This is a genomic window from Mycobacterium stomatepiae (assembly GCF_010731715.1).
Taxonomy (GTDB): Bacteria; Actinomycetota; Actinomycetes; order Mycobacteriales; family Mycobacteriaceae; genus Mycobacterium; species Mycobacterium stomatepiae.
In genome coordinates, this window is sequence record NZ_AP022587.1 from 5,201,141 (window position 1) to 5,225,551 (window position 24,411).

Below are 24,411 nucleotides of genomic sequence, written 5' to 3' on the forward strand. Positions count from 1 at the left end.
AGTTAGGAAACCCTAACTTAATGGAGACAATCAGTACCTCGCCGGTTGCCGACGTCCTCGACCGGCTGTTCCGCGAGGCGGAGATCGCGGATCGGCCATACATCGAGGAGTTGCTCGATAATGCGGAACGGGGAATCGACCCGTTGGTCAGCCTGCTCGAAGCCGAATCCCGGGACTATAAGGGGCTTTACCGCCAGGCGGTAGACAATTTTCTCAGTGTCACACCGGAATTCGGGCGCCTGCTCTATATCTGTGCGCGCAGCCGAAACGCCTCCCGCGTCGTCGAATTTGGCACCTCCTTTGGCATTTCGACGATCCATCTCGCCTGCGCCCTGCGCGACAATGGCGGTGGAACGATCATCGGCACGGAACTAGAACCCTCCAAAGCTGCCCGAGCGCTCGAGCATTTGGTTGCCGCCGAGGTTGCGGACTTCGTCGAGATTCGCGTCGGCGATGCTCTCGACACCCTGCGCGACGGGGTTGGTGGCCCCATCGACGTCGTCCACCTCGACGGCGCGTTCAGTCTGTACCTGCCGGTGCTGCGACTGTTGGAACCGCACCTGAGGCCCAACGCGCTGATACTCGCCGAAAACGGCACGCCGCACTATCTCGACTACGTCCGCGATCCCAGCAATGGGTATGTCTCGCTCACGCTGCCCTTCGAACCGGCTCGCGGCAACGAACTCTCGGTGTTCACGCGCTGAAACATCAGACTGTCAGAGGGGGCGGCTAGCGTGATGCCGCATGAAGTTCATTTCGACCCGCATCATCACCGCCGACGTCGAGCGGCTCGTTGCCTTCTACGAATTGATTACTCAAACAACCCCGGTCTGGGGGAACGAACTGCTCGCCGAGATTCCCACCTCGGTCGGAACTTTGGCGATCGGAAGTGACAAGACCGTGCAGTTGTTCGGCGCGGGATCCGCCGAGGCGGCGGCCAACCGCAGCGCGATCCTGGAGTTCATCGTCGACGATGTGGACGCCGAGTACGAGCGACTCAGGAGCAGCGTCGGCGAGATCGTGACCGAGCCTACGACGATGCCGTGGGGAAACCGTGCGCTGCTGTTTCGCGATCCGGATGGAAACCTGGTCAACCTATTCACTCCGGTGACCGGCGAGGCGCGCGCGAAGTTCGGCCTGTGAGGACTTGACCTCCAGTCACCCCTCGGCGGAAAAGATGTCGATCGGCCGTGCGGGCGTCAACATCACCAACGGGATTTGACGGTTTGTCGACTGCTGATAGGTGAGGTACGGCGGGTACAGGTGCGCCATATACGCCCACACCTGATGGCGCTCCTCGCCTTTGGGTTCTCGCCACGTCGCCTCGAACGCTTGGGTCGCGATCTGCACACCAATCGTTTTGCTCGCCAAGATATTCAAGTACCACCCCGGATGCGTGTCGGCACCGCCCTTCGATGCGACGACCACAATCTCGCCACCGAAGTTGCCGTAGATCAGCGGCCTGACATAAACCGTCTCCGACTTGCGACCCACGCATTTGATCAAGCAGTGCGTGGTCATCGCACGGCCGCCGACCGCACTCACGTCCATGATGTGGCCGCGCGTGCCACCGGAGGTCAGATAGGTGTCGAGGTGCTCGTTGACCCAGTCGTCTCGCGCTGCTCGAATCGCTGCGGCCTCGGCGTCGCCCATCGGTGACTCCTAAACGTAGACGGGGCGAAGGTGATTGGTGCGAACCTGCGTCGCTGACTTCGCCGGGCTGAATCATGTAACCATGCCCTCGCTAGGTTCGTTGGAGTGGCGTGGTGGAGTTTCGCTGTAAGGGCCAGCGGCGGGTACTGGTGCATCTAACGGAAGCGAGAGCACCAGTAACTTGTCGAACACTAGCGGTGACGGCTCCGGCCGACCATTGTTAGGTGATGGCGACGGCAAAGCACACCAGGGCGTGGGTTCGGCTTTTGGCGGGTGGCGGCCTGGCTATGACCGCGTTAGGCCTGGTCGGCGCCGTCGCGCAGGCGGCCCCGGCGCCCGCGCCCACCAACCACTGGTGCCCCGGTCAGCAGTGGGATCCGGCCTGGGGGACCAACTATCACTGGGACTGGAGCCAGTGCCACGATTGGCAAGGTCCGGCACCGGCGGGCTGGGGACCCTGGGGACCTCCGCCGCCGTGGGCGCCGCAGGCTCATCTGATGTGGAACCCGACCACCGGTGTGTGGGGGTTCTTCAATAACGGAATATGGACGCCGGTCTAGCCGAGCGCCGGCACGAAGGGAATCGGACATGAGTGGTGTCCCCAGCCGTGCGGCACGCCTCGCGCACGCGGCGCAGCATGCCGACTTGTGGAACGCGGGCAAGAAGGACGAGTGGGTGGCGTCGTGGCGCACCATCTGTCCGGGTGAGGTCCGCATGTTCGACCCGGTCGGTACGGCGGAGAAGCACGGCTTCGAGGCCGCGACGTCCGATGCGTTCGACATGTTCGGATCGATTCTGAAAATCAAGATGATCACGGTGCAGGTAAACGGCAACGAGACGGCGTGGGTCTGCGAGAACCACTTCGGTGTCGAACCGAACTTCCAAATGGCTTACAGCATCGAGACATTCGCTTGGGACGACGACGGCAACCTGCTGATCAAGACGTACTATCCGATGCCGGAGTCGGTCGATTCAGACAGCGATCCCTACGCACACCTGCTCGGGAAACAGCCGTAAACCAGGCGGTAGGGTCGCGGCATGCCGCTGCACTACGTCGACCCGACCCAGGAGTACGGCCGCTGGTATCGGGCACTGGAGCGCTTCGGCCGCTCGCGTGCGGGCGGCTTCGTGGCGCGCCATTTCTTCTGGCACATCGATCCGTGGCTGTACCGCGCCACGGGCGGGCGCTACCCAGCCATCATGGGCGGGATTTGCGCTGCCCCGTTGATCAGCACGGGCGCCAAGTCGGGCCGGCCGCGCGAGCATCAGCTCGCGTACTTCCACGACGGACCCGACGCGATCGTGGTCGCCTCGTATCTGGGTGCACCCCGGAATCCGCAGTGGTACTACAACCTGAAGGCACATCCCGCATGCCGATTCGGCGACGAGGACTTCGTCGCGGTCGAGGTCACCGATCCCGACGACTACGAGCGCCGGTACGCCCTGGCCGAGCATGTTTGCGTCAACTACGGCGATTACCGCGTCAAGGCCCAAGCCCTCGGGCGACAGATCCCGGTATTCCGCCTCAAGCCCGCGCCGGGGGGATAACGCCTGGCAGCAGCACCGTGTCGGGAAATATGCATTTTCGTGACTTATTTGCTGTAGGTGCGGCGCACGCCATTAATTAATTGACACGTGACGCGCACCACAAATTTTGGCTCGCTAACTATCCTGTTGCTAGTGTCCCTCGGCATGATTGTTCTTGCATCGCTGATGTCGCTGATCAATCAGGTATCCGGGACGCCCTATATTGTGGGTGGAGATTCTCCCGCCGGTACCGATTGTTCGGGACTTGTCTCGTGGGTTGTCAATGCGGCAACCGACAGGCCGGTTTACGGAGACCGATTTAATACTGGAAACGAAGAAGGCGCACTATTGGCGCGGGGCTTTCAATATGGAACGGCTCCGAACGCGTTGGTGGTCGGCTGGAACGGTGGCCACACGGCAGTGACGCTGCCGGACGGCACCCCGGTGTCCAGTGGCGAGCGGGGCGGGGTGCACATCGGTGGCGCCGGTGCTACCAGCCCGGATTCACGCACCACATGTTCCTGCCGATGCCGCCTGACGGTGACGGCGCTCCGATGGGGCTGCCGGGCTTGCCGCCTCCGCCGCCGGACGCGCCGCCCGCGCCGGACGCGCCGGACGCGCCGCCCGTTCTGGTTGGTGCCGTCGCGCCGGATATGCCGGCTCCGCCCGCGCCGGAATTGCCGCCTCCGCCCACAGCGGAATTGCCACCTCCCGGCAATCCCGGAATTCCGAATTGATAAAGAAGCAGATTGCGAACGCGTTATCTTATTTCGCGGAAAGAACTGCGACACGGGTCACACTGATCGCATTACGCGCCTGGCATCAGTGAAGTAGTCGAGAAAACCACATCGTTGTGGGCTGCGTCACATTCGGTGAGTGTCATCGCAAATTCAATTTCCGCCGAAGCAATGCAAAGTCCGCCTAGAAGTCCACTAAGGCATCTAGGCGGACTTTGCTGTCGTGGTGAATCAAGGGCCACACGGACCCGGAATGTCACTCCAGTCACAGCGCGCCGGCGGTCCGTATATCCTGGCGCTGCCCGTCCAGGAGGGGCAGGTAAGCGCGTTGGAGCTGCAAGGACGAGCGGGGACCGCAATGATCTTCATCGTCGTCAAGTTCGAAACCAAGCCGGACTGGGCCGAGCGCTGGCCGGACCTGGTTGCCGCATTCACCGCGGCCACCCGCGCCGAAGCGGGCAACCTGTGGTTCGAGTGGTCGCGCAGCCTGGAGAACCCGGCGGAGTACGTGTTGGTCGAGGCGTTCCGCGACGGTGAGGCCGGCGACGTCCACGTCAACAGCGATCACTTCAAGCAGGCGATGCAGGAGCTCCCGCAGGCGCTGAAGTCCACGCCCAAGATCATCAGCCAGACGATCGACGCGACAGGCTGGTCGGAGATGGGGGAGATGTCGGTCGGCTAGCTGACCGCGACTTCGATCTCGTTGCCGAGCTGAAATCCCGGTGCCAGTGGCAGCGTGTCGCCACTCCAGAACGAGCCCGGGTCAAAGTAGTTCGAGTACTTCTGGGTGCTCAGCAACCCCATTTCCTCATAAGTGATCGCCACCGTCTCCGCGCAGTACGCCGTTTCCAGGCCCATGCGCTGTCGTTCCTTGCGTCGTTGCGTGGACTCGCGAACCTTTTTGTCTACGAAGGGGATTCCCTTCGTCCAGTCGTATACCGTCGGGAGTCGGCCGCGAAACCACCGGCCGGTCAGGCGCGCGGTGGTGGGAAACGCGGTGCCGTCCATCCGCGCGATCACCCGCAGCAGCTTGTCCTCCTGCTCGCGGGTGGGATGCGGCGTCAGCTGGCGCAACCAGCACCGCTGGTGGTAGCGCTCGCTCCACTGCAGGACGGCCTGGTGCAGATCGTTGAGCTGCACGCCGCGATGGTTGGTGCCGGTCCACAAGTCGGGCAGCTTGTCGCCGAGTTCGGCATGCCAGATCAGCGGCGGCAGATCGTCGATGGCCACGGTCATGCCGACGTGGTTCACCGGACTGTTGGTCAACGTCTGGATGGCGCGGTCGGGTCCCGAACCGCCGCGGAACAGCCAGAGGTCGCCGGTTCGGGTCTCGGTGAGTGCCTGGTTGAGGGTGAGCATCGTTGGCAAGCTTAGGAGTTCGGAAGAACTTGGCGTGCGACACCGCGTGCACTAGCCGCCGCGGGATACCCCGCGTAGCCGGTCATGTGGAAGATCACCTCGGAAATTTCATCGACGGTCAACCCATTTCGCAGCGCGATGGGGAAGTGGGCCTTCAATTCGTCGGTAGCACGCAGCGCGATCAGCGCGCCGAGCGTGACCAGGCTGCGCGAGCGGCGATCCAATCCGGGCCGCGTCCACAACGATCCGAAAACATGATCGAGGCCAAGCTCGAGGAGTTCTCCGGCAACGCCGTCGTCGCGCAGGCTGGTGGCGTCGTCAGGGATCAGGCCGGGCAGCATGTCCTTGAACAGTTCCAGGCCCTGGGCACGCGCGTCAGTCATAGAGTCATCGCCTTTCATAGGGGTTTACGTGAACACTGGTAGTCGATGTAGGCGTCCCAGTCCTCGGCGCGACGGCGCAACTCGTCAACAACCTGCGGATGAGTGGGCACGAAGAATTGGTTGCGCAGGATCGCCTCGGCGACCAGGTCGCCCACGGTCGCCGGGTCGAGCAAGTCGAACTGCTCGCCGGGAATCCGCAGCGGAGTCCCCCCTCCGAAGGTCGGCACGTCGGCCGCGATATTCGTCAAGACGGGCCCTGGGCAGAGCAAGGTTACGCCAATGTTCTTGGGCCGCAGATAGATTGCCAGCCCCTCGCTGATCTGCACGATAGCGGTTTTGGTTGCCGCGTAGGGCATTCGGCCATACGAGTAGGTGAAGAGCCCGGCGAACGAGGCGGTGTTGACCAGATGACCGCTGCCCTGATCGAGCAGCAGCGGCAGAAACGCGGCGTTGCTGCGAACCACCGACATCAGGTTGGTGTCGAGGATGCGCTGCCACTCCGTGACGGGAATGTCTTGTGGCAGGCCGTTTGTCAGGACGCCGACGTTGTTGACCACGATGTCCGCCCGGCCGAACCGCCGCAGCGACGCATCCCGAATACCTTCGAACGCTTCGGGATCCGACACATCGGCGCAATGCGGTACAACCCGCGACCCCACTTCAGCGGCGAGGCCCTGGATACCTTCGTCGTCGCGATCGACCGCCACGATGTAGACGCCCCGATCGGCCAGGGTGTAGGCGATGGCGCGCCCGATACCGCTGGCCGCTCCGGTGATGACGGCGACCTTGTCGCGAAGGGTGTCCATGGCGGTAATAGCGTGTCAAGTATGCGCAGCATTTGGAAGTGGGTCGGCCTGGCCGGCGTTGCCGGTGTCGTCGCCGGGGGTGCGCTGGTCGTGCGCGATCAACGCAAACGCCGCGCCTACACCCCCGACGAGATTCGCTCGCGGCTGCATCAGCGCCTGGCGGAATCCGATGCGCGGTGACCGCCCGCCGCCGTCGACGCCTCGACACTTAAACAGTTGCGACGACAATGCCCCACTGCGGGCCGCGATGGATTAAGTGTCGCGGGTCAACCCGTCGTTCGTTGGTTCGCGCCCGCCGATTAGCTGGGTTCGAACTCCACCGCGAACAACCGATAGCTCCCCGAGAAGCCCTTCAACTCGACGTCACGGCCCTCGTCGAAACAGATGTCGTCGCAGTCGTGCAGCGCGTCTCGCACCGGTTTGCTCACCAAGACCTCACCACCGACGGCCTGGGCCGCGACCCGCGCCGCCATCGCGACGTTGCGCCCGAACAGATCGTCACCGCGGCGCACCGAGCGTCCCATGTGGATGCCGATCCGCACCCGAATCTCCTCGTGCCGCTTGCGTTTTGCGTCCCGGTGCAGTTCGTGCTGCAGGTCGATGCCACAGCGCACCGCCTCCTCGGCCCGCGCGAAGGCGATCATGAAGCCGTCGCCCTGGCTCTTGACCACATGACCGGACCGGCGCTTCACCAGTCCGGAGACGAGCTTGTCGTGCGAGCTGATCAGCCTCACCCAGGCGCGGTCGCCGATCCGTTCGTTCAGCGCGATGGACTCCTCGATGTCGGAGAACAGGATCACCACCCGGCCGTCGGGCGTCACCCGGGCGAGGTCGGGGCGCTCCACCTCGGCCCAGTCGGCGAGGTCTTCGATGCTGCTGCGCACCGCCGCGCCGAAGCCCTCCTTGCGCATCACGTTGGCGGTGTTCCACACCGTTTTGACGGCCTCGCGACCACCGGATATCAACCAATTGCGGGCGTCGGCGCGCTGTCGTAACTCCTCGGCCTGCTCGCGGCTACGAACAAGCAACCTCCAGATCACGCCGAGTGCGCAGGCTTCGATCACGGCAACGCCGGCCAGGACGTAGACCGCGATATGCAGCGCATCACCCACGTCACGCATCCTTGCAAAGCACGCGATGGCTTCCGGTTGTCGGCCCCATCAGCAGTGTCTAGGGTTGAGTGCGATCACCCCCGGGTAGTGAATCTCAAGTGAACCGCTCCGGTGACTTTTGGGAGGTTCGATCTTGGCCGACGCCGGTGGTGATTCGTCGAATCTGCTGGTGATCTTCGGAATTACCGGCGATCTGGCCCGCAAGATGACGTTTCGGGCGCTGTACCGGCTCGAGCGCCGCAACCTGCTCGACTGCCCGATCTTGGGTGTGGCGAGCGACGACATCAGTGTCGAGGAGCTGATCGCGCGGGCGCGCGGCGCGATCAACGACGCCGGCGAGAAGATCGACGACGCGGTGTTCGATCGGCTGGCGAATCGGTTGGACTACGTTCACGGCGACGTCGCCGACCGCGATCTCTACCACCGACTCTCCGAGATGATCGGTTCGGACTACTGCCCGCTGTACTACCTCGAGATGCCGCCCGCGTTGTTCGCCCCGATCGTCGAGGGCTTGGCGCGCGAGGGCCTGGTGCAACGTGCGCGGGTTGCGGTGGAAAAGCCGTTCGGACACGACCTCGAGTCCGCGCGCGATCTGAACGAACGATTGCATGCCGTGCTGGCGGAAGATCAAATCCTGCGGGTGGACCACTTCCTCGGCAAGCAGCCCGTGGTGGAACTCGAATGCCTTCGATTCGCCAACCAGGCACTGGCCGCTCTGTGGAACCGCCAGAGCGTGTCGGAGATTCAGATCACGATGGCCGAGAATTTCGGCGTCGAGGACCGGGGCCGGTTCTACGACAAGGTCGGCACCCTGCGCGACGTCGTGCAGAACCATCTGCTGCAGGTGCTCGCGATGGTGGCGATGGAACCGCCGGTCGGCTCCAGCGCCGACGACCTCAACGACAAGAAGTCCGAGGTGTTTCGCGCGATGCCGCCGCTGGATCCCGAACATTGCGTGCGGGGCCAGTACCGCGGCTACACCGATGTCCCCGGGGTGGCGAAAGATTCGCAGACCGAGACCTTCGTTGCGCTGCGGACCGAGATCGACAACTGGCGCTGGTCGGGAGTGCCGATCTTTTTGCGGTCCGGTAAGGCGTTGCCGGAGAAGGTCACCGAGGTGCGGCTGTTCCTGCGCCGCGTTCCGCAGTTGGCTTTCCTGCCGCACCGCAAGGCGGCCGAGCCCAACCAGATCGTGTTGCGCATCGACCCCGACCCGGGCTTGCGGCTGCAGTTGTCGGCCCAGGTCGACGGCGAGTGGCACGACGTCCACCTGGACTCGTTGTTCGCCACCGACCTGGGTGAAGCCGAGGGGCCGTACGAACTGCTGCTACACGCCGCGCTGACCGGCGACCGTCAGCTTTTCGCACGGGAAGACAGCATTGAACAGACGTGGCGGATCGTCCAGCCGCTGCTCGACAAGCCGAGCGAAATCCACCCCTACGACCCCGGTTCGTGGGGGCCCGAGGCCGCGCAGTCGCTAGTCCGCGGGCACCGCCATTGGCAGGACCCGTGGCTCCCTCCAAAAACGCAGTCGGGAAAGTAAGGAGACCGGAAATGCAGCTGGGAATGATCGGCCTGGGCCGGATGGGTGCCAACATTGCGCGTCGGGTGGCCGACCACGGCCACGAAACCGTTGTGTACGACCACAATTCGGATGCCGTCAAGGCGATGGCAGATGAGCCGAATACAACCGGTGTGTACTCCCTGGAGGAGTTGAAGGAAAAGATGACCGCGCCGCGGGTGGTGTGGGTGATGGTCCCCGCGGGCACCATTACGCAGTCGGTGATCGAGGAGCTGGGCAATACGCTCGAGTCCGGCGACATCGTGATCGACGGTGGTAACTCCTACTATCGCGACGACCTCAAGCATTCAAAGATGCTGTCCGAGAAGGGTATTCACCTGATTGATTGCGGAACCAGCGGCGGTGTCTGGGGCCGTGAGCGCGGCTACTGTCTGATGATCGGCGGCGACGACTACGCGTTCTCGCATGCCGAGCCGCTCTTCAAGACCATCGCGCCCGGTGTGGACGCCGCGCCGCGCACCCAGGGCCGCGAGGGCGAGGTCGCACAACCGGAGAAGGGCTACCTGCACTGCGGGCCGTCCGGGGCGGGGCACTTCGTGAAGATGGTGCACAACGGCATCGAGTACGGCATGATGGCTTCGCTCGCCGAGGGGCTGAACATCTTGCGTAACGCCGACATCGGCAAGCGCGTCGAGGCGGGCGACGCCGAAACCGCGCCGCTGGCCAGCCCGGAGTGCTACCAGTACGAGTTCGACATCGAGGACATCGCCGAGCTGTGGCGCCGCGGTAGCGTCGTCGGCTCCTGGCTGCTGGACCTGACCGCGATCGCCCTGCATGAGTCGCCCACGCTGTCCGAATTCTCCGGTCGGGTGTCGGACTCGGGTGAGGGCCGCTGGACCGCGATCGCGGCGATCGACGAGGGCGTGCCCGCGCCGGTGCTCACCACCGCCCTGCAGTCCCGCTTCGCTTCGCGCAGCCTCGACGACTTCGCCAACAAGGCGCTGTCGGCGATGCGCAAGCAGTTCGGCGGACACGCCGAGAAGCCTGGAGTGGGCGGCTAGCGGCGATCGCGAGGGCGGCGAAGCCGGGGGAGGGTCGCCGCCATTGGGCTCAGCCCGTCAACCGCTTGACGAACTCGACGACGACGTCGCTGAAGGCGTCGTTGTCGTCACCGGCGGCGGTGTGTCCGGCGTCGGACAGCTCGACGAACTCCGCACGCGGAACCGTCGCCAGGAAATGCTTGACGCCTTCGGGGCTGACGACGTCGGACAGCTTTCCGCGGATCAACAGGACCGGAATCTTCAGATCCTGCGCGGCCTGCTCGAAGTGCTCGGTGCGCAGCTCCGGGTCGTCCCCGGGCGCCGTCATGAACGCCGGATCCCAGTGCCAGAACCAGCGGCCGTCGCGCAGCCGGAGGTTCTTCCGCAGCCCCTCGGGGCTGCGCGGTTTTTCCCGGTGCGGCAGATACGCCGAGACGGCATCGGCCGCCTCCTCGAGGGAGCCGAAGCCGTGCAGGTTGGTCAGCATGAAATCCCGGATGCGGGCGCTGCCGGTCTTCTCGTACCGCGGCACCACGTCGACCAGGATCAATCCGGTCACCTTCTCCGGTCCCGCGGCGTCGGCGACCAGGATGCCGGTCAACCCACCCATGCTGGCCCCGATCAGCACCACTGGGCGGCCGATGGCGTCGAGGATCTGCAGGACGTCGGCCATCAGGGTTTCGATCGCGTAGTCCGCGCCTGGCGCCCGGTCGCTGTCGCCGTGGCCGCGGCTGTCCAGCGCGACGACGTGGTAGCCCTCGTCGGCCAGCACCTGGCCGGTGTTCTTCCAGGAGAATCGGTTTTGGCCGCCGCCGTGCAACATCAGGATGGACGGTCGGCCCGCGATTGCGGAGTCGCGGTTCCACTCGTCGGCGACCAGACCGATACCGCCGACACCAGCGAATTTGACCGTTTGGGGACTGCTGCTCACGGTGCTCATCGATCTGACGTTACATAGTCGCTCGATGAGTTCTCGCGGTTACCGGGGTCTATCCCTGAAACCCGACAGATAGGAGAAGCCCGTGCCATCGATCACGCCCTCGCTGTGGTTCGACCACAACCTGGAGGAGGCGGTGAACTTCTACGCCTCGGTGTTCCCGAACTCGCGGATCGAGGACCTCAACCGGGCCACCGACGCCGGCCCCGGCGAGCCCGGTTCGGTGTTGTCGGGCACCTTCGTGCTGGACGGCAACCGGTTCATCGCGATCAACGGCGGTCCGCATTTCACGTTCAGCGAGGCGGTGTCCTTCACGATCGACTGCAAGGACCAGGACGAGGTCGACTACTACTGGGAGCGGCTGACGGACGGCGGCGAGGAAGCGCCGTGCGGCTGGTGCAAGGACCGCTTCGGGCTGAGTTGGCAGGTGATCCCGCGGCGGCTCTACGAGCTGGTGAGCCATCCCGATCCGGCCTGCGCGACGGCCGCTATCCAGGCGATGTACGGCATGCGCAAGATCATCCTCGCCGACCTCGAACGCGCGGCGGCGCAAGCATCTGGTGAAAACCCTTGATGCAGTAGGGGTTCGGAGTTCAGACCGCTCCGGTGTTAGGTTGGTCCGTGCGGACGCGCCGAACAGGAGTGAACATGGCGGACTACCCGAGATGACCGAGCCCAGGTGGATCGACGTGCCGGGTCCTCCCGCGGATCTCAAGGCGCTCACCTGGGGTCCGCCTGATGCCCCGATCGCCTTGTGTCTGCACGGCTTCCCCGACACCGCGTACGGCTGGCGCAAGACGGCCCCGCTCCTTGCGGCGGCCGGCTGGCGCGTCGTCGCGCCGTTCATGCGCGGATATGCACCGTCGTCCATTCCGGACGACGGCAGCTATCACGTCGGCGCGATCATGGACGACGCGCTGCGGGTGCGCGAGGCCGCCGGGGGCACCGATCGCGACGTGGTGATCGGACACGACTGGGGCGCACTGGCGGCCACCGGCCTGGCCGCGATGCCCAACAGCCCGTTCACCAAGGCCGTGATCATGTCGGTGCCGGTCTCGGCCGCCTTTCGCGGGCAGGTGAGCGAGCGGGGGCGGCTGGCTCGTCTAATTCCGCGTCAGCTGTTGCGCAGCTGGTACATGTTCTACTTCCAATTGCCTTTCCTGCCTGAGCGTTCCGCGTCCTGGGTGCTGCCGCGGTTGTGGCGCCGGTGGTCTCCGGGCTATCGCGGCGCGGAGGAGGACCTGCGCCACGTCGACGCCGCGATCGGAACACCGGAAAGCTGGCGCGCGGCGTTGGGCACCTATCGGGCCACGCTTCGCAACACCAAGCCGCCGCACCGCTATGCGGAACTGAACCAGCTGTGGACCGAGGTGCCCATTCTGCCGACGTTGTATCTGCACGGCCGCGACGACGGATGCATGACTTCGGCTTTCGCGCACTGGACCGCAAAAGTGCTGCCCGCCGGCAGTGACGTGGCGATTGTTGACCATGCCGGGCATTTTCTGCAGCTGGAACAGCCCGAGAAGATTGCCGAGCGGGTGCTTGCGTTCGTCGGCTCACCCGGCTGACGCCATGGGCGCGCGGCGAATGGCGGCCGTCGATGCGCAGTTCTACTGGATGTCGGCCAAAGTCCCCAGCGACGAGTTCCTGCTCTACGCATTCGACGGCGAGCCCGCCGACCTGGTCCGCGCCCTGGACGCGGTTCGGCGTCGGGCCGACGCCTGCTCCGAACTGAGGTTGCGGGTCGCCGACGGATGCTCGCTGACGTATCCGCAGTGGGTTCCGACGACGGTGACGCCCGAGCAGGTGGTTCACCACGAGCTGGCCGACCGCGGTTGGCACGCCTGCCTGGCGGCGGTGGCCGGGCTTTACGCAGGCCAGCTGGACCTTCGCCGCCTGCCCTGGCGGCTGCACGTGTTCACGCCGGTGCTCGGCATTCCGGGTGTCGATGGCCCGGGTGTCGTGGCGGTGCTGCAGGCACCGCATGCGCTGGCCGACGGCATTCGCGGCGCGGCGCTGGCGGCCTGGCTCTTCGGCCGGTCGGCTCCGGTGCCCGGGGTGCATCCGCCGGCGCCGGGCCCGTTCGCGTGGCGGGGCCGCCCAGGCGGCATGGAGCCATCGCCGGCTGGTCCGCGATACGCAGGCGGGGCTGCTGGCACCGGGAGCCGGCACGCGGCCACCGCTTTGCACCAACACGCGCCCTGACGGCGCCCGGGTGCTGCGCACGCTGGTGCGCCACCGCTCACAGCTGCGCGGGCCCACCGTCACCGTCGCGGTGCTCGCCGCCGTGTCGACCGCGCTGTCGCGGCTGCTTCCAGGAGCGACCGACGCGTTGGGCGCAGAAGTTCCGATGGCCAAACCTGGTGTGCGACAAGCGCATAACCACTTCGGCAATATCGTCGTCGGGCTGCACCCGGAGCTGGAGCCGGAAGCGCGGCGGAATCGGATCGCCACCGAGTTGGCCGATGGCCGGCGCCGATTCGAACATCCGGCCACCCGCTCGGGTGATCGGGCCTTCGCCGCGGTGCCCGCCCCGCTACTGCGTTGGGGTGTCTCGCAATTCGACCCCGACAGCCGGTCTGCGCAAGTGCTGGGCAACACGGTGGTGTCCAGCGTCAACCGTGGGCCCGCCGATCTATGGTTCGGGGAGCCGCGGGTGGTACTGACCGCCGGTTATCCGGGACTGTCGCCGTCGATGGGTCTGACGCACGGAGTGCACGGCATCGGCGAGATGGTGGCGATCAGCGTCCACACCGCGGAGTCGGTCCTCGATGTCGACGCCTATCTGGAATTGCTGGACGCCGCACTGTAAGTCATTGCGCGTCGCCGGATCTGCCCGCTTCGTCGCAGTTAACGTGCCCGGGCCCGCGAAGTCGCGGCCGAATTGTTAGACAGTCACTCACCGCTGCTGTCATCCGATCTGCCCGATGATCTAGGTTTGCACGTATGACTCCCTATGACGTCGGATTGCTGATCCTGCGGCTGGTGCTGGGCGTGACATTGGCCGCGCATGGCTACAACAAATTCTTCGGCGGCGGCCGCATCCCCGGCACCGCGCGCTGGTTCGAGAGCATCGGCATGAAGCCGGGCAAGTTCCACGCAACCGTGGCCGCCACCACCGAAATCGCCGCCGGCTTGGGGCTCGCCGCCGGTCTGCTCACGCCGATCCCGGCCGCGGGCTTCGTCTCGCTGATGATCGTCGCCGCGTGGACCGTCCATCGCCACAACGGGTTCTTCATCGTCAAGGAGGGCTGGGAGTACAACCTGGTCCTGGCGATCAGCGCAATCGCGGTGGCCACCCTGGGCCCCGGCCGGCTCAGCCTGGACTGGGCGATCTTCGGGATCAACGACCTGCTGATCGGCTGGAACGGGCTGCTGATCTCGGTGGTGCTCGGCCTGGCCGGCGCGATCGGCCAGCTGCTGATCTTCTACCGTCCGCCGGCCAAGCAAGCCGGCTAGATCCCCAGGGCGCCGGGAAGTTTCCTTCGCTTCGCGTCGTAGAGCGCGGCGTCGGCGGTCGCGAACAGCGCGGCTATGTCGGCGTTCGCGCCGGGCGCGGATGCGGTGCCGATGCTGGTGTCCGGGGTGTGCAGGCGAATGTCGGCGACAAACTGGTCCGAGTTGCTCGGTGCCAGGTTTGCGTCGTCGGCGATACACACCGCGAACTCGTCACCGCCGAGCCTGGCCAGAACGGCATTGGCGGGCGCCAGTTTTCGCCAGTACTGGGCGCGGCCGACCAGATGTTCATCCCCGGCCAGGTGCCCGTGGGTGTCATTGATCGTCTTGAAGTTGTCGATGTCGAGCACCATGACGGTGACGGTGCTCGCCGCCGAACGGGAGCGGTCCAACAGGTCCGCGGTGGCGATCTCCCAGCCCGCCCGGTTGATCAGGCGGGTCAGGGGATCGGTGCACGCCGCGTTGACCAGGGTTCGCATCACCAGCCCGAATGACTCGGCTGCTCCGACGATCGCCACCACGAAGATCAGGTAGTCGATATAAAACCTCGGCGTGTGTGAGATCGCGAGGGCGACGACAGACGCCAGGGCAAGCGTCGCGACCAGGATCGCACCGCGGCGCGGCGGGTAGAACGCGCGCAGGTACATGGCCAGAAACATCGGCGCGATCAGGCAAGCGAACTCGGCGGTAATCGCCACATGGAAAGCCATCACGATGGGTGTGGCCACGATCCGACGGCCGTCGCGGGCGCGGGCTTGTCACGCCGGACGGCCAACCAGACCAGGGCCGCGACACCGAGCACGATCGCCACGATGCCTCCGGTCGGGTTCCCCCGGGCCAGGCCCCGGTGGACCGGAAATATGCTGCCCAGCAGCGTGCCGTAGAGATAGAGAAACGTGGTGGCGCCCAAATAGATTCGGAGCAGCCGAACCTGTTCCGTGGCGTAAAAACCGGTGCCTGCGTTAGCGCGCAGCCGAAGTCGGTAACGCCGAGTGGCTCGACGACCGAAAAGGCCGGGGCGGCTAACACCCATCCCGTCAACTCTCTGGTCAGGCCCCCGTGATGCCGATATTCGGCCCATTGTGGCACTGCTTCTTTCGAACGGGCACGCCGGGGATGACCAGGTGGGTGCGGTGCGGCTAGGCGACCGCGGCGTTTTCGGCGGCCGTCACTTCGGAAGCCGCGCGCTCGCCGGAGCGAATCGCTCCGTCGATCCACCCGCACATGACGGCCGAACTCTCGGTTCCGGCCCAGTGGATACGACCGCAGGGTTGGCGCAGGGTATAGCCGTATTCGGTCAGCACACCGGTGGGGGCGTGGCTGATCATGCCGCCACCGGAGTAGCGTTCGGTGCTCCAGTTCTGCAGGTGGAATTGCCGCGCCTGCTTGGCCTTGCTGCCGAACCGATCGACGAGTTCGCCGATCAGAATCTCTTTCTGTTCGGCCTCGTCGAGGGCGGTCAGCCGACGTGCGGCTGGTCCCTCGGTGATGACGCACATGATGCCGGGGTCCGCGCTGTCGGTGCAGGCGTCGATAGTCAGGGTCGCCGGGGATCCGGGGAACGAGGACTGACCGGAGAATCCGTCGGTACGCCAGAACGGCTCGTCGTAGCAGATCGAGGTCTTGATGACCGCGCCGCTGGGCATCCGCTGGTGCAGGAACGCGCGATCCACTGGGAGCTGGGGCTCGTAGAGGATCGAAGAGGCGATCGCCAGGGGGATCGCGACGATGACGCGGCGCGCTCGCAGCGTCAAATCGGTCGCGGTGATCGTCACGCCATCGGCGTCCTGGGCGATTAGCCGGACGGGCTGCGAAAGGTGCAGCGCGTCACCCAATTCCGCCTCCATCGGGCGGTAGAGGGCGCCCATCCCGCCGACCGGGCGGGCATCCTGGGCGCCGCCCTTGCCGGAAATGACGAAGGTGGGTCCGCCGCCGGAGCCCATCTGCAGCAGCATCCACAGCAACGACGTCTCCGCGCCCGCCGAGGTGTAGGTGCCGCCCAGCGCCATGTCCAGCATCTCCTGAGCCTGCTTGGATTTCGTGTTCTTGTGGATCCACTCGCCGACGCTGATGCGGTCCCACTCCTGGGCCTTCTTGGCTTCCCACGGCGCGTCGCGCGGGATCTCTTTGCACATCGCCTCGGCCGCGGTCAGGCCGTAGCCGAGGTTGACCACCGCCCACGGGCTCATCGTCCACGGGATGGTGCCGCCGTAGCGGTGCTTTTTGCCGTCGACGATCATGATCGCGTCGCCGTCGTTGTGCTGCTTGTATTCCGGCACGCCGAACTCGTTCATCAGCGCGTATATCCGGTCCTGTCCCGGCCCGATCCACGCGCCGCCGCGGTCGACCCAGGTCCCGTTGTCGTCGGTCACCGTGAAGGTGCGGCCGCCGACCCGGTCGCGGGCTTCCAGCAAGGCCACCGAGTGCCCCGCTTGCTTCAAGCGGAAGGCGGCCGTCAAACCCGCGAAACCCGCTCCGACCACGCAATAATCGACATCCGCCACGACCGGCTCCTCGGTTGCTGTGCCCCGTTGAGCAGCAAACTACACCGATCGCGAGACGACAGCAGTCGGTTCGCAGGGAATTGATGCGCAGGGTCAGGGGTTGACGCCGACGCAAATTAAATGTGTTGGCCCGTCGACGAATACGGCAAGCTGCTGCCGGCGTTTTCGTCGACCACCACCCGGCCGCCGAGATACGGGAATGCGCGCTGGGTACAGGCGGTCCGGTTGCAGATCTTGCAGCCCGCCCCGATCGGAACGGCGGTGGTCGGGTCGTCGAGGACGACGCCGGTCGAATAGACGAGTTTGTCGGCATAGGCCAGATCGCAGCCCAACCCGATGGCAAAGCTCTTGTGCTGCCCCAGATATCCGCGACCTTCGGGGGCGGTGGTCTTGGCCACCCAGAAATACGATCGCCCGTCGGGCATCTGCGCCACCTGCCGGACGATTCGCCCGGGTTGGGCGAACGCATCGTGCACCACCCAGAGCGGGCAGCTGCCGCCCACCCGGCTGAAATGAAATGCGGTGGCCGACTGACGCTTTGAGATATTCCCGGCCTTGTCGGTGCGGACGAAGATGAACGGGACACCGCGGTTCTTGGGCCGCTGTAGGGTGGAAAGCCGGTGGCAGACCGTCTCGAAACCCACCTCGAACCGGCGACCCAGCAGGTCGATGTCGTACTGCAATTCCTCTGCGGCCCGGTGGAATTCGCCGTAGGGGAGCAGGAACGCTCCGGCGAAGTAGTTGGCCAGACCGATGCGCGCGACGCCGCGGGATTCGGTGCTGAGCCGGCGGTCGGTGGCCACGATCGCCGAGATCAGATCGGACTGGCTGAGCAGGGCGAGTTGCGTGGCGATCTGGAAGGCGCGTTGGCCGGGCATCAGCCAGCGGGCGACCTTGAGCACCTTGGCGTCGGCGTCGTAACGGCGCTTGCTCGTCTCGGGCAGGTCGTCATCGACCACCACGGTGATGCCGAGCCGGTCTCGCATCAGATCTGTCAGCTGGATGTCCAATCCGCCTGGGTGCATTCCACTTTCGGCAAACAGCCGTTCCGCGGCGACGTCGAGTTCGCCGATGTGGTTGTTGCGATCGTAGAAGAAATCGCGCACCTCCTCGAACGGCATCGGGCGTTCGAGCGGCAGTGAGGTTTCGGCGGTTGCGCGCGATCGATATCCCTCCAGCTCCTCGGTGGCATCGCGGAGACGGCGGTGCACGGTGACCAGGCTGCGGCCGATCTCTGGCATGCGGGCAACGAACTCCTCGACCTGGGACCGGGTGATCCCGTGCTCGGCACCGGTCTCGGTGAACAGATCCGACAGGTCGGCGACCAGCCGGGCGTCGCTGTCGGAGGAGAAGTATTGCGGCGGCAGGTCGAAGCGCTCGGTGAGCGCGATGAGCACGGCGACGGTGATCGGGCGCTGGTCGTTTTCCAGCTGGTTGACGTAGCTGGTGGACAGCTCCAAAGCCTGGGCCAGCGCCGCCTGGGTGAGCCCGCGATCTTGGCGCAGTCGTCGCAGCCGGGCGCCGGAGAACGTCTTCGAAGAAGGTCGAGCGAAGGACCGGGCCACCGCTGAGATGTTACTCCCTATGGTGTTCGCAAAGTTCGCAAATTTTGCCGAATGAGGCCACAAAAATACACATTTACAGGGGCTTTTCAACCCGGCCGAGCTTGCATAGTGTGCGGATCATGTTGATGCACGAGCTTCGGGCGCGGCGCAGCGCCGACGACTTTCCCCGCAGCGAGCATCTGGCCGCCAAGATCGCCGCGGTCGCCACCGATCCGGTCGCCGTCGATCCGGAGACCGCGGAGATGGTGCGCAACCGGATCATCGACAATGCCGCCGTCAGTGCCGCGTCGGTGATCCGGCGACCCGTCACGGTGGCGCGCGAGCAGGCGCTGGCGCATCCGGTGAAGCGGGGAGCACGGGTGTTCGGCGTGCCGGGCACCTATTCGACGGAGTGGGCGGCCTGGGCCAACGGCGTCGCGGTGCGCGAGCTTGATTTTCACGACACGTTCCTGGCCGCCGACTACTCCCATCCGGGCGATAACATCCCGCCGCTCGTCGCCGTCGCCCAGCAGCTCGATGTGCGGGGCACGGACCTGATCCGCGGCCTGGCCACCGCGTACGAGATCCAGATCGATCTCGTCAAGGGAATCTGCCTGCACGAGCACAAGATCGACCATGTCGCGCATCTGGGGCCGTCGGTCGCCGCGGGGGTCGGGACGATGCTTCGGCTGGACGCCGACACCATCTATCAGGCGGTCGGGCAAGCGCTGCACCTGACCACGGCCACCCGCCAATCCCGCAAGGGTCTGATCTCCAGCTGGAAGGCGTTCGCGCCCGCGTTTGCCGGAAAGATCGCCATCGAGGCGGTCGACCGGGCGATGCGCGGCGAGGGATCGCCGGCGCCGATCTGGGAAGGCGAGGACGGCGTCATCGCCTGGCTGCTCGGTGGCACCGAGCGCACCTACCGAGTGCCGCTGCCGGAGGCCGGTGAACCCAAGCGCGCGATTCTGGACAGCTACACCAAGGAGCACTCCGCGGAGTACCAGAGCCAGGCGCCGATCGACCTGGCGCGCCGGCTACGTGAGCGGATCGGCGACCTCGATCAGGTCGCGACGATCGTGCTGCACACCAGCCATCACACCCACAACGTGATCGGCACCGGCTCCGGCGATCCGCAGAAGTTCGACCCGGACGCCTCGCGCGAGACGCTGGATCACTCGTTGCCCTATATTTTCGCGGTCGCGCTGCAAGACGGCAGCTGGCACCACGAGCGCTCCTACGCTCCCGAGCGCGCGCATCGGGCCGACACCGTTGAACTGTGGCACAAGATTTCCACCGTCGAGGATCCGGAATGGACTCGCCGCTACCACTCGAATGACCCAGTGGAGAAGGCCTTTGGGGCGCGCGCGGAGGTGACGCTGAAGAGCGGCGAGGTGATCACCGACGAATTGGCGGTGGCCGACGCCCACCCGCTCGGCGCCCGGCCATTCGCCCGCGATCAGTACGTGCGCAAGTTCACCGAGCTGGCCGACGACGTCGTGGAACCCGCTGAGCAGCAACGATTCTTGTCCACGGTCGACTCGCTCGCCGATCTGAAGGGTGGTGCGCTGGGAGCGCTGAATGTGGTGGTCGATCCGCGGGTGCTGGACAAGGCGCCGGTGACTGCGTCGGGGATCTTCCGATGAGTGGGCCGGTGATCGGCTCCGCGTCCAGCGCCGCCGACAAGCGTGTCGCACTACGCGCAGGTCTGGATTCTGGTCGGCTGCAACGGCTTCCGGGTGCCTTCTCGCCGCTGGTGGCCAAGGCTGTTGCCGAAGCGGGCTTCGAGGGGGTCTATGTGTCCGGCGCCGCTCTGGCCGCCGATCTCGGCCTGCCCGACATCGGTTTGACGACGCTGACCGAGGTGGCGGGCCGGGGCGCGCAGATCGCCGCCGCCACCAACCTGCCCACGCTGATCGACGCGGACACCGGATTCGGCGCGCCGCTCAACGCCGCCCGTACGGTGACGGTCCTGGAGGACGCCGGATTAGCCGGATGTCACCTCGAGGATCAGGTCAGCCCGAAGCGTTGCGGTCACCTGGACGGCAAAGCCGTCGTCCCGGCCGCTGACATGGTAAAGCGTTTGCGCGCAGCGATATCCGCGCGGCGCGACCCCAACTTCGTCATCTGCGCACGCACCGATGCCGCGGGAATCGAGGGTCTGCCCGCCGCGATCGACCGGGCCCGTGCGGACGCGGACGCGGGAGCCGACCTGATCTTCACCGAAGCGTTGACCGAAGTGTCGGAGTTCGAGGCGTTCCGCGCCGCGGTCGACGTTCCCTTGCTGGCCAATATGACCGAATTCGGCAAGTCGCCGCTACTGAGCGCGCGTCGACTCGCGGACGTCGGCTACAACGTCGTCATTTACCCGGTCACCACCCTGCGCCTTGCGATGTTCGCGTTCGAGGCGGGCCTGCGCGAAATCGAGTCGTCGGGAACGCAATTCGATTTGCTGGAGCGGATGCAACACCGCAGCCGGCTGTACTCGCTGCTGCGTTATGAGGACTACAACGAATTCGACACCGATACTTACAATTTCACGCTCGAAGGGAAGCAGTCATGACCGCGCCGACCGCTGACATCAAGAAGGGCCTCGCCGGTGTGGTGGTGGATACCACCGCCATCTCGAAGGTGGTGCCGGAGACCAATTCGCTGACCTATCGCGGATATCCGGTCCAGGATCTGGCCGCCCACTGCAGCTTTGAGCAAGTGGCGTTTTTGCTCTGGCGCGGCGAATTGCCTACCGACGCCGAGCTGGCGCTGTTCAGCCAGCGCGAACGCGCGAGTCGCCGGATCGACCGATCGATGCTGTCGCTGTTGAGCAAGCTCCCCGACAACTGCCATCCGATGGACGTGGTGCGCACCGCGATCAGCTTCTTGGGTGCCGAGGATCCCGACGAGGACGACGACTCGGCCAACCGGGCCAAGTCGCTGCGCATGCTCGCGGTGCTGCCGACCATCGTCGCGGTGGACATGCGGCGCCGACGCGGGCTGGAGCCGATCCCCCCGCACAGCGGGCTGGGATACACGGAGAACTTTCTGCAGATGTGCTTCGGCGAGGTGCCCGAACCCCACGTCGTGAAAGCCTTCGAGCAGTCGATGATTCTTTATGCCGAACACGGTTTCAACGCCTCCACGTTCGCCGCGCGGGTGGTGACGTCGACGCAGTCGGACATCTACAGCGCGGTCACCGGGGCCATCGGTGCGCTCAAGGGCGCGTTGCACGGCGGCGCGAACGAGGCGGTCATGCACGACATGATCGAGATCGGTGACCCGGGCAACGCGCGAGAATGGTTGCGCGGCAAGCTCGCCCGCAAAGAGAAGATCATGGGCTTCGGGCACCGGGTCTACAAGAACGGTGACTCCCGGGTGCCGACGATGAAGGAGGCGCTGCGCCGAGTCGCCGCGACGCGCTCCCACGCCGGTGGCCAGCGCTGGCTGGACATCTACAACATCCTGGAAGCCGAGATGTTCGACGCTACCGGGATCTTGCCCAATCTCGACTTCCCAACGGGTCCGGCGTACTACCTGATGGGGTTCGACATCGCCTGCTTCACGCCGATCTTCGTGATGAGCAGGATCACCGGGTGGACCGCCCACATCATGGAGCAGGCCGCGTCGAACTCCTTGATCCGCCCGTTGAGTGCTTACTCGGGGCGCGCGCAGCGGGCGTTGGCCCTGCGGTAGGCCGGCTATTCGCCGGGCCCGCCGTATTGCCAGACCAGGTTGTGGTTGCCGGTCATGGTCGGGTTGCACCACATCGTCCGGCCATTGGCGTCTTGGGTGGTGGCGTGCAGCTCCGTGCAGGAATCACCCGGGGCGGGTGCCTGGGCGTGCGCGGTGCCGGCGGTGGCGGCGGTCGCGCTCGCCAACGCCGTGGCCGATATCAGGACCCGAAGTCTGCTCATGACCGACATCTCCTAAGCAGGTGCCAAGGCATCACGCTATCCGGCGGATAACCCGTGGGCAAAGGATGTCATCCGCGATCCGCAACACGCTTCGCGAGAACGGGTTCTAGGGTGGACAACCATGGGATTTCTCCAACCCGAACTGCCGCAGGTCGACATCGACGAGTGGAGCAAGCTGTCCCGCAGCGAAAAGATCCGGCCGATGGCCCGACATTGGGCCGAGGTGGGCTTCGGAACGCCGGTCATTCTGCACCTGTTCTATGTCGGAAAGATTCTGCTTTACATCCTGTTCGCGTGGGTTTTTGCGGTGGCGACCACCCGCGGCTTGGCGTTCACCAACGTGCTGTCGTGGTACTGCGAGCCAATCGTGTTCGAGAAGGTCGTGCTCTACACGATGCTCTTCGAGGTGATCGGGCTGGGCTGCGGCTTCGGGCCGCTGAACAACCGGTTCAACCCGCCGCTGGGCTCGATCCTGTACTGGTTGCGGCCCGACACCATCCGGCTGCCCCCGTGGCCCAAGCGCGTCCCGGGGACCAAGGGCACCGCCCGGACCCTAGTCGACAACGCGCTGTACGGGCTGCTCTTGCTGGTGATCTTCCTGACCCTGTTCGCCGACGGCACCGGCCCGGTGCCGGAGCTGGGCACCCAGGTCGGTTTGATACCCACCTGGCGGATCGTGCTGATCCTGGCGCTGCTCGCGGTGCTGGGATTGCGCGACAAGGTGATCTTTCTGGCCGCCCGCGGTGAGGTCTACGCGACGCTGACGGTGACCTTCCTGTTCGGCGGCGTCGACATGATCATCGCCGCCAAACTGGTCTTTCTGGTGATTTGGATGGGCGCGGCGACGTCCAAGCTGAACAAGCACTTTCCGTTCGTGATGTCGACGATGATGTCGAACAACCCGGTCTTTCGGCCCCGATTCATCAAGCGGGCGTTCTTCGAGAAGTTCCCCGACGATCTGCGGCCCGGCCGCTTGTCGCGGGTCTTCGCCCACTTCAGCACCTCCGTCGAAATGTGCGTGCCCATCGCGCTATTCGTCGCACACGGCGGCTGGTGGACCGCGGTACCCGCGGCCATCATGGTGATCTTCCACTTCGGCATCCTGTCGGCCATCCCGATGGGAGTGCCGCTGGAGTGGAACGTGTTCATGATCTTCGGCGTGTTCGCGTTGTTCGTCGGCCACGCCCATACCGGCCTGACCGACCTGAAAAACCCTGTCCTGGTCGGGCTTTTCATCGCGTTCATCGCCTCGATTGTGATCTTGGGCAACCTGTTTCCGCGCAAGATCTCGTTCCTGCCCGGCATGCGCTATTACGCCGGTAACTGGGACACCACACTGTGGTGTATCAAGGCGTCGGCGGACAAGAAGATCAACCACAACATCGTCTCGATCGCCAGCATGCCCGCGGCCCAGCTGGAGAAGGTGTATGGCAAGGAACGTGCGCAGATCCCGATGTATCTCGGATATGCGTTCCGCGCCATGAACACTCACGGCCGGGCGTTGTTCACGCTGGCGCATCGCGCGATGGCCGACGGGAACGAAGAGGACTACGTCATCACCGACGGGGAGCGCATCTGCAGCACCGCCGTCGGCTGGAATTTCGGTGACGGGCACATGCACAACGAGCAGCTGATCGCCGCGATGCAGCAGCGCTGCGGCTTCCGGCCCGGCGAGGTGCGGGTCGTGCTACTCGACGCCCAGCCGATCCACAAACAGACCCAGTCCTACCGGCTGGTGGACGCCGCGACGGGTGAATTCGAGCGCGGTGTCGTCAAAGTCGCGGACATGGTGACCCGGCAGCCCTGGGCCGACGATGTGCCGGTCCAGGTGCTGTCGGATGCTGCCGAGGCTGAGCCCCCCGTCGAGGAGCCCGAGCACGACGAGAGTTCGCCAGCCTAACGCCACCGCGAAACTTGGCTATG

The 24,411-nt window shown here is 65.3% G+C and carries 25 protein-coding genes and 3 pseudogenes; 18 read left to right on the plus strand and 10 right to left on the minus strand.

Annotated features, from left to right (window positions below; genetic code table 11):
• Window positions 1–20: 20 nt before the first annotated feature.
• Together G6N54_RS24800 and G6N54_RS24805 are read left to right on the plus strand one after the other, a co-directional pair.
• A complete protein-coding gene (locus G6N54_RS24800) occupies window positions 21–704 on the plus strand; it encodes an O-methyltransferase (RefSeq protein WP_163792889.1) in 684 nt (227 codons plus the stop codon).
• 40 nt (window positions 705–744) lie between these two features.
• Window positions 745–1,143, plus strand: coding sequence for a VOC family protein (locus G6N54_RS24805; RefSeq protein ID WP_163792891.1), 399 nt, complete (start codon window positions 745–747; stop codon window positions 1,141–1,143).
• Between the two features lie 15 nt (window positions 1,144–1,158).
• Here G6N54_RS24805 and G6N54_RS24810 read toward each other — a convergent pair whose 3' ends face one another.
• Window positions 1,159–1,653, minus strand: coding sequence for a nitroreductase/quinone reductase family protein (locus G6N54_RS24810; RefSeq protein WP_163792893.1), 495 nt, complete (start codon window positions 1,651–1,653; stop codon window positions 1,159–1,161).
• Between the two features lie 227 nt (window positions 1,654–1,880).
• Here G6N54_RS24810 and G6N54_RS24815 point away from each other — a divergent pair, with 227 nt between their 5' ends.
• The 5 genes and pseudogenes from G6N54_RS24815 (at window position 1,881) to G6N54_RS24835 (ending at window position 4,599) form a co-directional block, all read left to right on the plus strand.
• Window positions 1,881–2,213, plus strand: coding sequence for a hypothetical protein (locus tag G6N54_RS24815; protein WP_163792895.1), 333 nt, complete (start codon window positions 1,881–1,883; stop codon window positions 2,211–2,213).
• Between the two features lie 28 nt (window positions 2,214–2,241).
• Window positions 2,242–2,670, plus strand: coding sequence for a hypothetical protein (locus G6N54_RS24820; protein ID WP_163792898.1), 429 nt, complete (start codon window positions 2,242–2,244; stop codon window positions 2,668–2,670).
• Window positions 2,671–2,691: 21 nt separating this feature from the next.
• Entirely contained in the window at window positions 2,692–3,201 is a 510-nt protein-coding gene (locus G6N54_RS24825; RefSeq protein WP_163792900.1) for a nitroreductase/quinone reductase family protein, read from the plus strand.
• Between the two features lie 87 nt (window positions 3,202–3,288).
• A pseudogene (locus G6N54_RS24830) lies at window positions 3,289–3,917 on the plus strand (peptidoglycan endopeptidase).
• 358 nt (window positions 3,918–4,275) lie between these two features.
• Entirely contained in the window at window positions 4,276–4,599 is a 324-nt protein-coding gene (locus G6N54_RS24835) for a putative quinol monooxygenase (RefSeq protein ID WP_163794954.1), read from the plus strand.
• Here G6N54_RS24835 and G6N54_RS24840 read toward each other — a convergent pair.
• Genes G6N54_RS24840 through G6N54_RS24850 form a run of 3 tightly spaced genes read right to left on the minus strand, consistent with a single transcriptional unit; the run spans window position 4,596 to window position 6,465 of the window.
• Complete coding sequence (locus G6N54_RS24840; protein WP_163792910.1) at window positions 4,596–5,276, minus strand: guanylate cyclase; 681 nt, start codon at window positions 5,274–5,276, stop codon at window positions 4,596–4,598. The genes G6N54_RS24835 and G6N54_RS24840 overlap by 4 nt on opposite strands.
• Before the next feature lie 11 nt (window positions 5,277–5,287).
• On the minus strand, window positions 5,288–5,659 hold the full coding sequence (locus G6N54_RS24845; protein ID WP_163792912.1) for a carboxymuconolactone decarboxylase family protein: 372 nt from the start codon (window positions 5,657–5,659) through the stop codon (window positions 5,288–5,290).
• Between the two features lie 14 nt (window positions 5,660–5,673).
• Window positions 5,674–6,465 carry an SDR family oxidoreductase gene (locus G6N54_RS24850; protein WP_163792914.1) on the minus strand — a complete coding sequence of 264 codons (792 nt, stop codon included), beginning with the start codon at window positions 6,463–6,465 and terminating at the stop codon, window positions 5,674–5,676.
• A 21-nt stretch (window positions 6,466–6,486) separates the two neighbouring features.
• Between G6N54_RS24850 and G6N54_RS29605 the strand changes: the two genes are divergently transcribed.
• A complete protein-coding gene (locus G6N54_RS29605; RefSeq protein WP_170313073.1) occupies window positions 6,487–6,645 on the plus strand; it encodes a hypothetical protein in 159 nt (52 codons plus the stop codon).
• Between the two features lie 119 nt (window positions 6,646–6,764).
• Here the strand turns inward: G6N54_RS29605 and G6N54_RS24855 are convergent, their stop codons facing one another.
• On the minus strand, window positions 6,765–7,586 hold the full coding sequence (locus G6N54_RS24855; protein WP_163792917.1) for an adenylate/guanylate cyclase domain-containing protein: 822 nt from the start codon (window positions 7,584–7,586) through the stop codon (window positions 6,765–6,767).
• Between the two features lie 124 nt (window positions 7,587–7,710).
• Here G6N54_RS24855 and G6N54_RS24860 point away from each other — a divergent pair, with 124 nt between their 5' ends.
• Both G6N54_RS24860 and gnd read left to right on the plus strand, forming a co-directional pair.
• On the plus strand, window positions 7,711–9,120 hold the full coding sequence (locus tag G6N54_RS24860; protein WP_163792919.1) for a glucose-6-phosphate dehydrogenase: 1,410 nt from the start codon (window positions 7,711–7,713) through the stop codon (window positions 9,118–9,120).
• 11 nt (window positions 9,121–9,131) lie between these two features.
• Window positions 9,132–10,160, plus strand: a complete 1,029-nt coding sequence (gene gnd, locus G6N54_RS24865) for a phosphogluconate dehydrogenase (NAD(+)-dependent, decarboxylating) (RefSeq protein WP_163792921.1) — start codon at window positions 9,132–9,134, stop codon at window positions 10,158–10,160.
• 49 nt (window positions 10,161–10,209) lie between these two features.
• On the opposite strand, the gene G6N54_RS24870 is transcribed toward gnd, so the two are convergent.
• Complete coding sequence (locus G6N54_RS24870) at window positions 10,210–11,079, minus strand: alpha/beta fold hydrolase (RefSeq protein ID WP_163792923.1); 870 nt, start codon at window positions 11,077–11,079, stop codon at window positions 10,210–10,212.
• 82 nt (window positions 11,080–11,161) lie between these two features.
• Here G6N54_RS24870 and G6N54_RS24875 point away from each other — a divergent pair, with 82 nt between their 5' ends.
• From G6N54_RS24875 to G6N54_RS24890, 4 genes and pseudogenes are all read left to right on the plus strand, one after another.
• The gene (locus G6N54_RS24875) at window positions 11,162–11,650 is read left to right on the plus strand and encodes a VOC family protein (RefSeq protein ID WP_163792925.1); all 489 of its coding nucleotides are present in this window, start codon (window positions 11,162–11,164) and stop codon (window positions 11,648–11,650) included.
• A 91-nt stretch (window positions 11,651–11,741) separates the two neighbouring features.
• The gene (locus G6N54_RS24880) at window positions 11,742–12,644 is read left to right on the plus strand and encodes an alpha/beta fold hydrolase (RefSeq protein WP_163792927.1); all 903 of its coding nucleotides are present in this window, start codon (window positions 11,742–11,744) and stop codon (window positions 12,642–12,644) included.
• A gap of 4 nt (window positions 12,645–12,648) precedes the next feature.
• A pseudogene (locus G6N54_RS24885) lies at window positions 12,649–13,888 on the plus strand (DUF1298 domain-containing protein).
• Between the two features lie 134 nt (window positions 13,889–14,022).
• Window positions 14,023–14,535, plus strand: coding sequence for a DoxX family protein (locus tag G6N54_RS24890; RefSeq protein ID WP_163792929.1), 513 nt, complete (start codon window positions 14,023–14,025; stop codon window positions 14,533–14,535).
• On the opposite strand, the pseudogene G6N54_RS24895 reads toward G6N54_RS24890, so the two are convergent.
• The 3 genes and pseudogenes from G6N54_RS24895 to G6N54_RS24905 form a co-directional block, all read right to left on the minus strand.
• A pseudogene (locus tag G6N54_RS24895) lies at window positions 14,532–15,565 on the minus strand (diguanylate cyclase domain-containing protein). The gene G6N54_RS24890 and the pseudogene G6N54_RS24895 overlap by 4 nt on opposite strands.
• 106 nt (window positions 15,566–15,671) lie before the next feature.
• Complete coding sequence (locus G6N54_RS24900; protein ID WP_163792931.1) at window positions 15,672–17,036, minus strand: flavin monoamine oxidase family protein; 1,365 nt, start codon at window positions 17,034–17,036, stop codon at window positions 15,672–15,674.
• 116 nt (window positions 17,037–17,152) lie between these two features.
• Window positions 17,153–18,622 (minus strand): short-chain fatty acyl-CoA regulator family protein, encoded by a 1,470-nt coding sequence (locus G6N54_RS24905; protein WP_163794955.1) that lies wholly within the window; start codon window positions 18,620–18,622, stop codon window positions 17,153–17,155.
• Window positions 18,623–18,720: 98 nt separating this feature from the next.
• On the opposite strand from G6N54_RS24905, the gene prpD reads away from it, so the two are divergent.
• The 3 genes from prpD to G6N54_RS24920 are packed head-to-tail and all read left to right on the plus strand — an operon-like array spanning window position 18,721 to window position 22,267.
• On the plus strand, window positions 18,721–20,226 hold the full coding sequence (gene prpD, locus G6N54_RS24910) for a 2-methylcitrate dehydratase PrpD (protein ID WP_179969123.1): 1,506 nt from the start codon (window positions 18,721–18,723) through the stop codon (window positions 20,224–20,226).
• Complete coding sequence (gene prpB, locus G6N54_RS24915; RefSeq protein ID WP_163792935.1) at window positions 20,223–21,143, plus strand: methylisocitrate lyase; 921 nt, start codon at window positions 20,223–20,225, stop codon at window positions 21,141–21,143. Before prpD ends, prpB begins: the two co-directional genes overlap by 4 nt.
• Window positions 21,140–22,267 carry a bifunctional 2-methylcitrate synthase/citrate synthase gene (locus G6N54_RS24920; protein WP_163792937.1) on the plus strand — a complete coding sequence of 376 codons (1,128 nt, stop codon included), beginning with the start codon at window positions 21,140–21,142 and terminating at the stop codon, window positions 22,265–22,267. Before prpB ends, G6N54_RS24920 begins: the two co-directional genes overlap by 4 nt.
• Before the next feature lie 5 nt (window positions 22,268–22,272).
• Here the strand turns inward: G6N54_RS24920 and G6N54_RS24925 are convergent, their stop codons facing one another.
• The gene (locus G6N54_RS24925) at window positions 22,273–22,488 is read right to left on the minus strand and encodes a hypothetical protein (RefSeq protein ID WP_163792939.1); all 216 of its coding nucleotides are present in this window, start codon (window positions 22,486–22,488) and stop codon (window positions 22,273–22,275) included.
• Between the two features lie 121 nt (window positions 22,489–22,609).
• Here G6N54_RS24925 and G6N54_RS24930 point away from each other — a divergent pair, with 121 nt between their 5' ends.
• Window positions 22,610–24,388, plus strand: a complete 1,779-nt coding sequence (locus G6N54_RS24930) for a DUF3556 domain-containing protein (protein ID WP_163792941.1) — start codon at window positions 22,610–22,612, stop codon at window positions 24,386–24,388.
• Window positions 24,389–24,411: the final 23 nt, after the last annotated feature.

Excerpts from the sequence above, each read along its gene's own strand:
- G6N54_RS24825 (WP_163792900.1), top strand. The coding sequence starts at position 2,692 with ATGCCGCTGCACTACGTCGACCCGACCCAGGAGTACGGCCGCTGGTAT.
- G6N54_RS24880 (WP_163792927.1), top strand. The coding sequence starts at position 11,742 with ATGACCGAGCCCAGGTGGATCGACGTGCCGGGTCCTCCCGCGGATCTC.
- G6N54_RS24870 (WP_163792923.1), bottom strand. The coding sequence starts at position 11,079 with ATGAGCACCGTGAGCAGCAGTCCCCAAACGGTCAAATTCGCTGGTGTC.
- G6N54_RS29605 (WP_170313073.1), top strand. The coding sequence starts at position 6,487 with ATGCGCAGCATTTGGAAGTGGGTCGGCCTGGCCGGCGTTGCCGGTGTC.
- G6N54_RS24855 (WP_163792917.1), bottom strand. The coding sequence starts at position 7,586 with ATGCGTGACGTGGGTGATGCGCTGCATATCGCGGTCTACGTCCTGGCC.
- prpD (WP_179969123.1), top strand. The coding sequence starts at position 18,721 with ATGTTGATGCACGAGCTTCGGGCGCGGCGCAGCGCCGACGACTTTCCC.
- G6N54_RS24920 (WP_163792937.1), top strand. The coding sequence starts at position 21,140 with ATGACCGCGCCGACCGCTGACATCAAGAAGGGCCTCGCCGGTGTGGTG.
- G6N54_RS24805 (WP_163792891.1), top strand. The coding sequence starts at position 745 with ATGAAGTTCATTTCGACCCGCATCATCACCGCCGACGTCGAGCGGCTC.
- G6N54_RS24820 (WP_163792898.1), top strand. The coding sequence starts at position 2,242 with ATGAGTGGTGTCCCCAGCCGTGCGGCACGCCTCGCGCACGCGGCGCAG.
- prpB (WP_163792935.1), top strand. The coding sequence starts at position 20,223 with ATGAGTGGGCCGGTGATCGGCTCCGCGTCCAGCGCCGCCGACAAGCGT.
- G6N54_RS24845 (WP_163792912.1), bottom strand. The coding sequence starts at position 5,659 with ATGACTGACGCGCGTGCCCAGGGCCTGGAACTGTTCAAGGACATGCTG.
- G6N54_RS24890 (WP_163792929.1), top strand. The coding sequence starts at position 14,023 with ATGACTCCCTATGACGTCGGATTGCTGATCCTGCGGCTGGTGCTGGGC.
- G6N54_RS24930 (WP_163792941.1), top strand. The coding sequence starts at position 22,610 with ATGGGATTTCTCCAACCCGAACTGCCGCAGGTCGACATCGACGAGTGG.
- G6N54_RS24815 (WP_163792895.1), top strand. The coding sequence starts at position 1,881 with ATGGCGACGGCAAAGCACACCAGGGCGTGGGTTCGGCTTTTGGCGGGT.
- G6N54_RS24840 (WP_163792910.1), bottom strand. The coding sequence starts at position 5,276 with ATGCTCACCCTCAACCAGGCACTCACCGAGACCCGAACCGGCGACCTC.
- G6N54_RS24810 (WP_163792893.1), bottom strand. The coding sequence starts at position 1,653 with ATGGGCGACGCCGAGGCCGCAGCGATTCGAGCAGCGCGAGACGACTGG.
- G6N54_RS24800 (WP_163792889.1), top strand. The coding sequence starts at position 21 with ATGGAGACAATCAGTACCTCGCCGGTTGCCGACGTCCTCGACCGGCTG.
- gnd (WP_163792921.1), top strand. The coding sequence starts at position 9,132 with ATGCAGCTGGGAATGATCGGCCTGGGCCGGATGGGTGCCAACATTGCG.
- G6N54_RS24850 (WP_163792914.1), bottom strand. The coding sequence starts at position 6,465 with ATGGACACCCTTCGCGACAAGGTCGCCGTCATCACCGGAGCGGCCAGC.
- G6N54_RS24835 (WP_163794954.1), top strand. The coding sequence starts at position 4,276 with ATGATCTTCATCGTCGTCAAGTTCGAAACCAAGCCGGACTGGGCCGAG.
- G6N54_RS24925 (WP_163792939.1), bottom strand. The coding sequence starts at position 22,488 with ATGAGCAGACTTCGGGTCCTGATATCGGCCACGGCGTTGGCGAGCGCG.